This is a genomic window from Gammaproteobacteria bacterium, from assembly GCA_003696665.1.
Taxonomy (GTDB): domain Bacteria; phylum Pseudomonadota; class Gammaproteobacteria; order Enterobacterales.
On record RFGJ01000053.1, the window covers coordinates 1 to 12,343 of the forward strand.

The following is a 12,343-nucleotide window of genomic DNA, read 5'->3' on the forward strand; positions in this document are numbered from 1 at the left end:
GGCGGAAATTGCGCCGGGCCTTGACTTAACCGTCGATTACGGGGTGTTGTGGTGGATCGGACAGCCGCTTTTCTGGCTGATGAAAGCGTTCTATAGCCTCGTTGGGAACTGGGGGGTCGCTATTATTCTGGTGACAATTGTGGTGAAGCTTCTTTTATTCCCGCTCTCGAACGCCCAGTACCGATCATTTGCCAAAATGCGCAAACTACAACCCAAACTCCAGGCGCTTAAAGAGCGATACGGCGATGATCGCCAGAAAATGTCGCAGGCGATGATGGAGTTGTATCGCAAAGAGAAAGTCAACCCGCTTGGCGGATGCTTGCCTTTGTTATTACAAATGCCAGTGTTTTTTGCCTTGTACTGGGTATTGTTGGAGTCGGTTGAGCTTCGCCATGCTCCATTCTTTGCGTGGATTCAGGACCTTTCGGCGCAAGATCCATACTATGTTTTGCCGCTCCTGATGGGGGTCAGCATGTGGGTGATGCAGAAGATGCAGCCGACGGCGCCCAATATGGATCCCATGCAACAAAAAATCATGCAGTTTATGCCGGTGATGATGACCGTCTTTTTCCTATTCTTCCCGTCAGGTTTGGTCCTGTACTGGTTGGTGAACAACACCTTATCGATCATTCAGCAGGTGGTCATTACCCGGATGATGGAAAAAGATGAACTCAGGAAATCCGCCTGATACTGACACCATTGCCGCCATTGCCACGCCACCAGGCCGGGGTGGCGTGGGGATTGTTCGAGTGTCAGGCCCGTTGGCTCGACAAATCGCACAGAAAGTTTTTGGACGCTGCCCACCTGTTCGCCAAGCGACCTTTGGAAAATTCCTAGATGCGTCCGGGCAAGTGATTGACGAAGGGATCGCTCTATTCTTTCAAGCACCCGCCAGTTATACAGGTGAAGATGTCCTCGAACTGCAGGGGCATGGCGGCACCGTCGTACTGCAGCTTGTGTTAGACGCGGTGCTTGCTGCAGGGGCTCGTCTCGCCAAACCTGGTGAGTTCACAGAACGAGCCTTCCTCAATAATAAGCTTGATCTAACACAAGCGGAAGCGGTGTCCGACCTGATCTGTGCCACGACCATCCAGGCAGCTCGCAGCGCGATGCGTTCCTTGCAGGGGGAATTTTCAAGAGTGGTTGACCGACTCCTTGAGTCGTTGATCGCGCTTCGCATGTACATTGAAGCCGCCATCGACTTTCCTGAAGAGGAAATCGATTTTTTGTCTGACCAATCACTCCATCAACGTGTGGATGCTTTGTTGGATGAAGTTCGACAAACCCTTCAATGTGCCCAGCAAGGGGCCCGCCTACAAGAGGGGATCACTGTGGTGATCGCCGGTCGCCCAAATGCCGGCAAATCAAGCTTGTTAAATGCGCTGTGCGGCAAGGATGCGGCCATTGTGACGGAAATTGCCGGAACCACACGTGATATTGTTCGCGAAAATTTGCACCTCGGTGGCGTGCCAATGGAATTGATTGATACCGCGGGGCTGAGAGCGACATCGGATGTGGTCGAAAAGATAGGTGTGGCACGCGCTCGTCACGCGTTAACCTCGGCCGATCTTGTCCTCGTGGTGATTGATGCAAGCCATGAACAGCCGAATGACCTTGACCAATACTGGCGTGATGTGATTGATGGAGAGGTAACCCAAGTACCAAAAATATGGGTGTTTAATAAGATTGATACGCTCAATGCCGAGCCCAAGAAGGAGGAAGTCAATGATACGCCAGTCGTTTGGCTGTCAGCAAAAACAGGAATGGGCTTGGATTTATTAAAACAGACTATCTCTGACGTGGCCGGTGTGTCGACAATGGGTGAAACACCGTTTATGGCGAGAACGCGACATATTGACGCATTAAGAAAAACGCAAAGTTTGATTGAACGGGCACGAGTCGCGTTGGTGGAACTGGGGGCCGGAGAATTGGCCGCGGAAGATTTACGTCAGGCACAGCAGGCGCTCAGTGAAATCACCGGCGAATTTACCAGTGATGACCTGTTGGGACGTATCTTTTCTTCCTTCTGTATTGGCAAATAGGATCTGTCACCGTTTTGACCTCAAAGGTGACAGTTCAACGCGCTTGGCCCTGTCAAAAAACCGAGGACGTGGTTTGACACAGCAAACTGTTCATTTTTTGTCCAACACGTTGTAACATGTGCGCCCTTCATGCGGAGATCGGCGTGCAGACATGCGTTACCACGAAACTTTTGATGTCATTGTTGTTGGCGGCGGCCATGCGGGCACAGAGGCGGCCCTTGCGTCTGCACGGCTTGGTGCCAAAACCTTACTGCTGACGCACAATCTGGACACTTTGGGGCAGATGTCCTGCAATCCTGCCATTGGTGGGATCGGTAAAGGCCATCTGGTCAAAGAAATTGATGCACTGGGTGGCATTATGGCCCGAGCCATTGATCGGGCAGGCATTCAGTTTCGCATACTCAATGCGCGCAAAGGCCCAGCCGTTCGCGCCACACGCGCGCAAGCCGATCGACAACTTTATAAAGTGGCCATCCGAAATGCGCTTGAACGGCAGCCCAACCTTCGCTTATTCCAGCAAGCGGTGGACGATCTGATCCTCGAAGGAGAGCGTGTGGTTGGCGTGCGTACCGCTATGGGACTGGATTTTTATGCCGCCGCAGTGGTCTTGACGGTTGGCACTTTTCTTGGTGGTCGCATCCATATTGGTCTTGAAAATTACAGTGGCGGCCGAGCCGGTGATCCACCCGCCATTGCTCTGGCGCAACGTTTGCGCGAACTACCGTTTCACGTCGATCGATTGAAAACCGGTACGCCACCACGAATTGACGCAAAAACCGTCAACTTCGACGTGATGGAAGTGCAACCAGGTGATGAACCCACACCAGTGTTCAGTTTTGTGGGCTCGAGAGATGAGCATCCACCACAGGTGCCATGCCATATCACCCATACCAACGAAAAAACCCACGACATCATTCGCCAAGCCCTCGATCGCTCACCGATGTTTACTGGTGTGATCGAAGGGGTTGGTCCGCGCTACTGTCCGTCTATAGAAGACAAAGTCGTACGTTTCGCTGACAAAAGCAGCCATCAAATCTTTGTCGAACCGGAAGGCCTGAAGAGCCAAGAGCTTTATCCGAATGGCATTTCAACCAGCTTGCCATTTGATGTTCAATTGACCTTGGTCCGATCGATTAAAGGTTTTGAGAATGCCCACATCGTTCGGCCTGGTTACGCCATTGAGTATGACTTTTTCGATCCACGAGGGCTCAAAGCGTCACTGGAAACCAAAGTGATCACCGGATTATATTTTGCCGGTCAAATTAATGGGACGACGGGATACGAAGAGGCGGCAGCGCAAGGACTGATAGCCGGGCTCAACGCCGCTCGTCAAGCCAAGGGCTTAGCACCTTGGACACCACGTCGCGATCAGGCATACATCGGCGTTTTGATTGATGATCTGATCACTCGAGGCACGCAAGAACCCTATCGGATGTTCACTTCCCGGGCGGAATACCGTCTTTTATTGCGTGAGGACAACGCCGACCTTCGATTGACACCCATCGGACGCGAACTGGGATTGGTCGATGATGACAGGTGGCGACGCTTTGAAGCCAAACAAAACGCGGTTGAAAAAGGTCGACATCAGTTGGACAACACTTGGATTCATCCGGACAAACCTATTTCACAAGGGCTGAGTGACAAATTGGGTGGGCCTATCAAACGTGAGTACCGTTACAGTGATTTGCTGCGTCGACCAGAACTGCGCATTGCCGATCTCATCGACTTGCCAGAATTTGCTTGGCTTGCTGAGCATCCAGAGGTCGCAGAGCAGATAGAGATACAAGTCAAGTACGCTGGCTACATTGAACGTCAGCAGCAGGAAATCGAAAAAATTCGGCGCCATGAAGAAACACGCCTGCCCGACGACTTTGATTATGCCAAGGTCGCAGGCCTGAGCAACGAGGTGGTGCAAAAATTATCGAGCATACGGCCACAAACGATTGGACAGGCGTCTCGCATCTCCGGCATCACCCCTGCGGCGATCAGTTTGTTGCTTATCGCGTTGAAAAAACGCGACCTACAACACACCAAGAGTGCTTGATGGAAGCGCTTAAACAACAATGGCAAGATGGCATCCAAGCGCTCGGCGTCACACCGACGGTGCGACTCATTGACGGTGGACTGTATTTATTGAAGCAGCTGCTGAGATGGAATCGGGCCTATAATTTGACTGCCATTACGGATCCGGAAGCGATACTGTCGCGACATCTGTTGGATTCACTTTCACCTGTGCCCTTTTTGCAAGGTGAACGTATTGCCGATGTTGGTACGGGTGGCGGTTTTCCCGGGTTGGTACTTGCACTCGCGTTGCCAGACAAACATTTTGCGCTGATTGACAGCCACGGCAAAAAATTACGTTTTGTTCGACAAATGGTGCACGAGCTTGGACTCAAGAATGTCAGTGTTCACCATGCGCGCGTCCAAGCATTAGATCTACGAGTCGACGCAATTGTCTGTCGCGCTTTTGCGACACTGCCAGATATTGTCGATTGGTGTACCCACTTGGCCCCCGGCGGTCAATTGCTAGCGATGAAGGGCAAGTATCCAAAAGAGGAACTTGCCGCCCTGCCAAAGCGTATCACCGTTCAGGAAATTCGGCCGATTCATGTTCCGGGGCTGACAGCGGACCGACATCTAGTTAATCTATGTCTTCCGGAAATTTGTGACAACAAGTCGGAGTAATTGCATCGTGGCCAGAATTATTGCCATCACCAACCAAAAAGGCGGTGTGGGTAAAACCACGACCACCATCAATCTTGGTGCTTCACTCGCGGCCACTAAGCGGCGCGTGCTATTGGTCGATATGGATCCGCAAGGCAATGCCACGATGGGCAGCGGTGTCGACAAATATGACTTAGAAACCTCAGTATTTGATGTGCTTGTTGAAGGTGCTTCAATTGAAAGCGTCATGATCAACGCCGAACAAGCCGGCTACCACATTGTGCCTGCCAATGGCGACTTAACGGGGGTTGAAGTCCATTTGCTTGAGGTTGAGGCACCGCACCTTCGTTTAAAAAAGGCGCTTTCAGCCGTGGTCGATAAATTTGACTACATCTTACTGGACTGCCCGCCTGCCCTAAATATGCTTTCGCTCAATGCATTGGTCGCGGCACATTCGGTGATTATTCCGATGCAATGTGAATACTACGCACTGGAAGGTTTAACCGCATTGCTGGAGACCATCCAACAAGTCAAAGCGACCCACAATCCATCGCTTGAAATCGAAGGCGTCTTGCGAACCATGTATGATCCCAGAAATCGTCTGGCGACCGAGGTTTCTAATGAATTGCATGAGTACTTTGGAGATAAAGTGTTTCGGACCCCCGTTCCTCGCAATGTGCGGGTTGCTGAGGCACCAAGTTTTGGTCTGCCAGTGATGTATCACGATCGCTTGTCGGCTGGTGCCAAAGCGTATCTGGCGCTGGCGGGCGAACTATTACGTCGGGCCGAAGCGAGAGAAACCACAGCATAAATTGGGAAAACACCATGGCAAATAAGCGGTTAAAGCGCGGCATAAACGCACTACTCGAAAAAAGTTCATTACACGCCAAATCACAAATCTCAAGTCCTGCTGAGGCCATTGAGGTTCTGAAACAAAATGAAGAATTGCGAAACCTTCCGGTCGAATGGCTGACACGAGGTAAGTATCAACCGCGTCGCGATATGACAGAAGAAGGCCTTGACGAGCTGGCCGAGTCAATTCGCTCGCAAGGCGTGATTCAGCCAATTGTTGTGCGTCCGATTGCCTCGGAGCGCTATGAAATTATCGCGGGGGAGCGTCGATGGCGTGCTGCACAACGCGCTGGGCTCAAGGAAGTCCCCTGTGTGATACGCGATATTCCGGATGAAGCGGCCATCGCCATGGCGTTGGTCGAAAACATTCAGCGTGAAGATCTGAATGTGGTTGAAGAAGCGATGGCGTTGCAGCGATTGATGGACGAATTTGGTTTGACCCACCAGCAAGTGGCCGAAGCCGTCGGAAAATCACGAACCACGGTGACCAATCTTTTACGGCTGCTCAACCTTGCGCCCGAGGTGCGCACAATGCTTGAACGTGGCGACCTGGACATGGGGCATGCGCGTGCGCTGTTGACGCTTCCCGAGGCCAAGCAAATCACTGTTGCGCGCCAAGTCGTTGATAAAGGGCTGACAGTGCGTGAAACCGAACGCCTTGTCAAAAAAACACTCCAAGGCAAATCAACCAACAAGACCAACGCACAATCCGATGCCGATGTGGCGCGTCTTTCACAACAATTGAGTGAGCAATTGGGCACGCCGGTCCAAATCCGTATGAAAACAAAAAATAAGGGCGAAGTGGTGATTCGCTATGCCAATCTCGAAGTTCTGGAAGGGCTGCTTGCTCGGCTTGGCATCAAGTCGACAGAATAAACACTATAACTAGTGTTACTGGAATAAGAGCACCACAATTTATAGTAGGTGCTTGTTTTCGGTTAAAAAATGTTCATCCCTTTATTGCGATAAGGCCGCTGAGGCCGTATAATTCGCGCCTCTATGCCGATGACGGATGAGATCTATTCTCATTCCTGACGTGCAAGAAACAATTTGACGCCAAGCCGATGACTAAAAATCGAAACAGGCTCAACGAACCGGGCCATCGGCTGGCACATCGACTGGTAGGCCGACAAGCCATCGCAGTGCTTCTATGGTCGCTGGTCGTTTTTTTATACGCGGGGACACATGCGATGGTGTCATCGCTCTGGGGTGGTGCGGCGATCGTTATCCCAAACTGGGTTCTGGCCAAAAAGGCTTTCCGGTATGGGGGCGCATCAAACGCCAGAAAGATTGTGCGGAGTTTTTACTGGGGGCAGACCGTTAAGATGGCTGTCACCATCGCCATACTGGCGGTTGCCTTTGCGTTTGGCAAGGCAGCGCCCGGGCCATTGTTGGCGGCTATGGTTATCGGATTTTTGGTGCAACGCAGTGCGCTTCTTTGGCTGCGGTAGTACAACAGAAAATTTGACGGGGCAATTATGAGTGCAGAAGGTGGAATGACGAGCACCCAATACATTGGTCACCACTTGCAAAACATGCAGTTGTGCAAGTTGGATGGCCACTGGCACTTGGGTAATTGTGCAGAAGCAGGGTTCTGGGCAATTAACGTGGATACCATGGTGATCTCCCTGCTGTTAGGTGTTCTGTTTTTGTGGATCTTCCGCAGCGTTGCCAAGAAAGCCACCGGCGGCACCCCAAGCAAACTGCAAGCGTTTGTTGAAATCCTCGTTGAATTTGTCAATGACAATGTGAATGACACTTATCCTGGCAAAAGTCGTTTGATTGCGCCATTGGCGCTGACAATCTTCGTATGGGTTTTCCTGTGGAATCTTATGGACCTGATTCCTGTAGATTGGTTACCCATGCTTGCGCAATGGATTGGTCATACTGTTTTTGGTGCTGATCCACACCATGTTTATCTGAAAGTGGTGCCGTCCACCGATTTGAATTCGACGTTTGCCTTGTCAATTTCGGTGTTTTTGTTGATTTTGTTCTACAGCATTCGAATTAAGGGGCTTGGCGGTTTTGCAAAAGAGCTGACACTTAACCCGTTCAATACCATTTGGTTGAGCTGGTTCAACCTGATTATTGAAGGCGCCTCCCTACTGGCCAAACCAATATCGCTCGCACTGCGATTGTTCGGCAATATGTATGCTGGCGAACTGATTTTCATTCTGATCGCCTTGACTGGTTTGTGGCAATTGCCCATGCACTTTGCTTGGGCGGTGTTCCACATCTTGGTCATCACTTTACAGGCATTTATTTTCATGATGCTGACGATTGTTTATCTCAGCATGGCAGCCGAAGAGCATTGATTTTGATTTACGTTAACTTCAACTTGTAACAACTAGGAGACAACAATGGAAGCTTTATTTGCCTCTATCTTGACCTACAAAGTATTGGCCATCGCCATTCTGATCGGCTTGGGTGCCTTGGCGGTTGGTATCGGCATGGGCCTGCTCGGCGGTAAGTTCCTCGAAGGTGCTGCGCGTCAACCGGAAATGGTACCGATGCTGCAAATTAAAATGTTTATCGTCGCTGGTCTGTTGGACGCGGTGGCTATTATCGGTGTTGGTATTGCTTTGTTCTTTGCGTTTACGACGCCTTTCATCGACCAGTTGAAAGCCGCTGTTGCAGGGTGATTCAGCGGCTCCGTCACTGAATTAAATCAGAGGAGACGCTGACGTGAACCTGAACTTAACTCTCATCGGCCAGACAATCGCGTTTATCGTTTTTGTCTGGTTCTGTATGAAGTATGTGTGGCCGCCGATCATCGCGGCCATTGAAGAGCGCCAGAAGAAAATCGCCGAAGGGCTGGCGGCGGCTGAGCGTGGTGCCAAAGACCAAGAGTTGGCACAACAAAAAGCGGCCGAAATCTTGCGCGAAGCAAAACAAAAAGCCGCTGAATTGATCGAACAAGCCAATCGTCGTCATGCCGAAATTGTCGACGCAGCCAAAGCAGATGCCGAGGCTGAGGTGGAGCGCATCAAAAAAGGTGCCATGGCTGAGCTTGAACAGGAAGTTCAGCGGGCACGTGAAGCGTTGCGCGAACAATTGGCAGAGCTGGCTGTGGCTGGCGCCGAAAAAATCATTGAACGTAGCCTCAATGAGCAGGACCACAAAGACCTGCTTACCAAGCTGGCTACCCAATTGTAAGAGGTTGAACGCATGGCAGAGCTGGCCACCCTAGCACGACCTTATGCCCGCGCGGCATTTGATCACGCACGCGAAGCAGGCGTTTTGGAGGCGTGGTCAGAGGCGCTCGCGTTGGCTGCGGCGATTGCTCAGGACAGCGAGGTTCACAATTTGTTGACCAACCCTGAGTTAACCACCGAAGAGCAGCTGGCCTTGTTTGAACACCCGGCCTTTGATGATGCCTTTCGTGCTTTTCTGCGCGTGATGGCCGAAAAAGGCCGTCTGCTGTTATTACCCAAAGTGGCGGAATTGTTCGTTCAATACAAAAAGGCTTGGGAATCGAAGGTGGATGTAGAATTGATTTCTGCGGTGCCGTTGGATGACGAACTGCAGAAGCAATTTGCTGAGCGTTTGGCGAACAAACTCGGCAAACAAGTGGACATCCACAACCATGTCAATCCCGAGATCTTGGGTGGCGCGATAATCAAGGCTGGCGATTTGGTGATAGATGGCTCATTGCGTGCCAAAATCGCCAAGATGGCTGAAACTTTAGCATCCTGACAGGACATAGAGCATGAAGATGCAACTGAACCCTACTGAAATTAGCGAGCTGATCCGCGAGCGCATTGAGAAGCTCGATATCAAAACGGAAGCTCGTAACGAAGGTACCATCGTAAGTGTTTCCGACGGCATTATCCGAATTCATGGTCTTGCCGATGTGATGCAGGGCGAAATGATTGAGTTGCCCGGCGGTCGTTACGCATTGGCCATGAACCTTGAGCGTGATTCGGTTGGTGCTGTGGTGCTCGGTGATTACACCGGTGTCGCTGAAGGACAGACGGCCAAGTGTACAGGCCGAATTCTCGAGGTGCCGGTCGGCGAAGCGTTGTTGGGACGTGTCGTCGATGCGCTCGGCAACCCGATTGATGGTAAAGGTCCAATCGAAACGCCTTATACGTCGCCGGTTGAAAAAGTTGCGCCAGGTGTGATCACGCGTCAATCGGTGTCTCAACCAGTCCAGACTGGTATTAAAGCCATTGACTCGATGATCCCGATTGGCCGTGGCCAGCGGGAATTGATCATTGGTGACCGCCAAGTCGGAAAAACCGCGGTTGCTGTTGATACAATCATTAACCAGAAAGGCACAGGCATTAAATGTATTTATGTCGCTGTTGGTCAGAAAGCGTCAACAATTGCCAACATTGTGCGCAAGCTCGAAGAGCATGGCGCGATGGAGCACACCATCGTCGTCGCTGCCTCGGCGTCTGAATCGGCAGCATTGCAATACATTGCGCCGTTTGCCGGATGCTCAATGGGTGAATATTTCCGTGATCGTGGCGAAGACGCTTTGATTATTTATGACGACTTAACGAAGCAAGCGTGGGCGTATCGTCAGATCTCCCTGTTACTCCGTCGTCCGCCGGGCCGTGAAGCCTATCCCGGTGATGTGTTCTATTTGCATTCTCGTCTGCTTGAACGCGCGGCTCGCGTCAACGCGGACTATGTCGAGAAAATGACCAATGGTGAAGTCAAAGGTAAGACTGGTTCGTTGACGGCGTTGCCGATCATCGAAACACAAGCCGGTGACGTCTCGGCCTTCGTGCCGACCAACGTCATTTCCATCACCGATGGTCAGATCTTCTTGGAAACCGACCTGTTCAACGCAGGTATCCGTCCGGCGGTCAACGCGGGTCTTTCCGTATCTCGTGTTGGTGGTGCGGCACAAACCAAGATCATCAAGAAATTGGGTGGTGGTATTCGTCTGGCCCTTGCTCAGTATCGTGAGTTGGCGGCTTTCGCCCAATTTGCGTCGGATCTCGATGCGGCCACACGCGCCCAGCTTGAACACGGGCAGCGCGTCACTGAGCTGATGAAACAAAAGCAGTACCACCCAATGAGTGTGGCAGAAATGGCGGTGGTACTGTATGCCGCAGAAAAAGGTCACCTGAAAGACGTTGAACTCAAGAAGGTCGGTGATTTTGAGTCTGCCCTACTCGACTACGCGCGACGTGAGTTCAAGTCACTGCTCGATCGCATCAATGAAACGGGTGACTACAACGACCAGATCGCCGCTGAGTTGGAAAAGTTGGTTGTCACATTTAAAGAAACCCAAACTTGGTAAGGTGGACAGCGGATGCCGTCAGGCATCCGCTCGCCGTAAACTGAACCAGCAAACGGAAAAGACAGATGTCAGGCGCTAAAGAGATTCGCTCCAAAATTGGGAGCATCAAAAATACGCAAAAAATCACCAGCGCAATGGAGCTGGTGGCCGCGAGCAAAATGCGTAAGGCGCAAGATCGCATGGCGGCCTCCAAACCCTATGCCAACCATATGCGCAAGGTGATTGGTCATGTGGCCAAAGCCAACTTGGAATATCGGCATCCGTTCACCATCGAACGGGATGTCAAAAAAGTTGGTTACATATTGGTCGCAACAGACCGCGGATTGTGTGGCGGCTTGAACATCAACCTCTTCAAAGCAGCTTTATCACATATGAAGCAATTGCGCGATCAAGGCGTCGAAATCAAGCTATGCCTTATCGGTCAGAAGGCGGTTGCTTTCTTCAAGCGCTTTGGAGGCGAGGTGCTGGCGCAAGCATCACATCTCGGTGATGAGCCGGAACTTGCCGACCTCATTGGCACTGTCAAGGTGATGCTGGATGCGTTCGAAGACGGCGAAATTGATCGGCTTTATCTCGCATATAACGATTTCGTCAACACCATGACGCAGACGCCCAAGGTCGAGCAGCTGCTGCCAATCAAGCCACACGAAGACTCCCAGGCGCCACGTCATACTTGGGACTACATCTATGAGCCGGATCCTAAGTCCCTGCTTGATAAATTGCTGACGCGTTACATTGAATCGTTAGTTTATCAAGCGGTCGTCGAAAATGTCGCCTGTGAGATGGCAGCCCGCATGGTGGCGATGAAGGCGGCAACCGACAATGCCGGTAAACTGATAGACGACCTACAACTTGCTTACAACAAGGCAAGACAGGCGTCCATTACGCAAGAGTTGTCAGAGATTGTTGCGGGCGCAGCGGCCGTCTGACATTGACCAGGTTTGGATTTGAATGCATAGAGGAAACACATTATGAGCACTGGTAGCATCGTTGAAATTATCGGCGCCGTCGTTGACGTGGAGTTCCCGCGTGACTCGGTGCCTCGTGTCTATGATGCCCTGAAAATTGAAGAAAACGGTCTGACGCTTGAGGTGCAGCAGCAGATCGGAGGCGGTGTCGTGCGCTGTATTGCGATGGGGCCATCTGAAGGGCTCAAGCGCGGCATGAAAGTGACCAACACGGGCGCGCCGATTTCGGTACCAGTCGGCAAGGCGACGCTGGGACGCATTATGGACGTGCTGGGTAACCCAGTGGATGAAGCTGGGCCCATCGAAGCCGAAGAGCGCATGCCAATTCACCGGAAAGCGCCGGAGTATGCTGAACTGGCGGCAACGAACGAGCTGCTTGAGACAGGCATTAAAGTGATCGACCTCATCTGCCCGTTCGCAAAAGGTGGTAAAGTCGGTCTGTTCGGTGGTGCTGGTGTGGGTAAAACCGTGAACATGATGGAGCTGATTCGAAACATCGCCATCGAGCACAGCGGTTACTCAGTGTTTGCTGGTGTCGGCGAGCGGACACGTGAAGGTAA

The 12,343-nt window shown here is 51.6% G+C and carries 14 protein-coding genes; all 14 read left to right on the forward strand.

Features of this window, described 5'->3' with window-relative positions; genetic code table 11:
* Positions 1-688, forward strand: a 688-nt coding sequence (locus D6694_01685; protein RMH47617.1) for a membrane protein insertase YidC, incomplete at its 5' end; no start/stop codon positions are given.
* A complete protein-coding gene (gene mnmE / locus D6694_01690; GenBank protein ID RMH47618.1) occupies positions 666-2,042 on the forward strand; it encodes a tRNA uridine-5-carboxymethylaminomethyl(34) synthesis GTPase MnmE in 1,377 nt (458 codons plus the stop codon). The genes D6694_01685 and mnmE, both read left to right, overlap by 23 nt.
* Before the next feature lie 151 nt (positions 2,043-2,193).
* The gene (mnmG, locus tag D6694_01695; GenBank protein RMH47619.1) at positions 2,194-4,086 is read left to right on the forward strand and encodes a tRNA uridine-5-carboxymethylaminomethyl(34) synthesis enzyme MnmG; all 1,893 of its coding nucleotides are present in this window, start codon (positions 2,194-2,196) and stop codon (positions 4,084-4,086) included.
* Positions 4,086-4,727, forward strand: coding sequence for a 16S rRNA (guanine(527)-N(7))-methyltransferase RsmG (gene rsmG / locus D6694_01700; GenBank protein RMH47620.1), 642 nt, complete (start codon positions 4,086-4,088; stop codon positions 4,725-4,727). The genes mnmG and rsmG overlap by 1 nt, the downstream gene beginning before the upstream one ends.
* A gap of 7 nt (positions 4,728-4,734) precedes the next feature.
* Positions 4,735-5,517 carry a ParA family protein gene (locus tag D6694_01705; protein ID RMH47621.1) on the forward strand — a complete coding sequence of 261 codons (783 nt, stop codon included), beginning with the start codon at positions 4,735-4,737 and terminating at the stop codon, positions 5,515-5,517.
* Positions 5,518-5,531: 14 nt separating this feature from the next.
* Positions 5,532-6,434, forward strand: a complete 903-nt coding sequence (locus D6694_01710) for a ParB/RepB/Spo0J family partition protein (GenBank protein ID RMH47622.1) — start codon at positions 5,532-5,534, stop codon at positions 6,432-6,434.
* A gap of 188 nt (positions 6,435-6,622) precedes the next feature.
* Entirely contained in the window at positions 6,623-7,009 is a 387-nt protein-coding gene (locus D6694_01715) for a F0F1 ATP synthase subunit I (GenBank protein RMH47623.1), read from the forward strand.
* Positions 7,010-7,036: 27 nt separating this feature from the next.
* Complete coding sequence (locus tag D6694_01720; GenBank protein ID RMH47624.1) at positions 7,037-7,873, forward strand: F0F1 ATP synthase subunit A; 837 nt, start codon at positions 7,037-7,039, stop codon at positions 7,871-7,873.
* A gap of 45 nt (positions 7,874-7,918) precedes the next feature.
* On the forward strand, positions 7,919-8,200 hold the full coding sequence (locus D6694_01725) for a F0F1 ATP synthase subunit C (GenBank protein ID RMH47625.1): 282 nt from the start codon (positions 7,919-7,921) through the stop codon (positions 8,198-8,200).
* 43 nt (positions 8,201-8,243) lie between these two features.
* Positions 8,244-8,714: a F0F1 ATP synthase subunit B gene (locus D6694_01730; protein ID RMH47626.1), complete on the forward strand. Its 471-nt coding sequence runs from the start codon at positions 8,244-8,246 to the stop codon at positions 8,712-8,714.
* A gap of 12 nt (positions 8,715-8,726) precedes the next feature.
* Positions 8,727-9,254, forward strand: a complete 528-nt coding sequence (locus D6694_01735) for a F0F1 ATP synthase subunit delta (protein ID RMH47627.1) — start codon at positions 8,727-8,729, stop codon at positions 9,252-9,254.
* Positions 9,255-9,267: 13 nt separating this feature from the next.
* Positions 9,268-10,815, forward strand: a complete 1,548-nt coding sequence (locus D6694_01740) for a F0F1 ATP synthase subunit alpha (GenBank protein RMH47628.1) — start codon at positions 9,268-9,270, stop codon at positions 10,813-10,815.
* A 65-nt stretch (positions 10,816-10,880) separates the two neighbouring features.
* On the forward strand, positions 10,881-11,744 hold the full coding sequence (locus D6694_01745; protein ID RMH47629.1) for a F0F1 ATP synthase subunit gamma: 864 nt from the start codon (positions 10,881-10,883) through the stop codon (positions 11,742-11,744).
* Between the two features lie 42 nt (positions 11,745-11,786).
* Positions 11,787-12,343: F0F1 ATP synthase subunit beta (locus D6694_01750; protein ID RMH47630.1), on the forward strand; the 557-nt coding region annotated here is incomplete at its 3' end.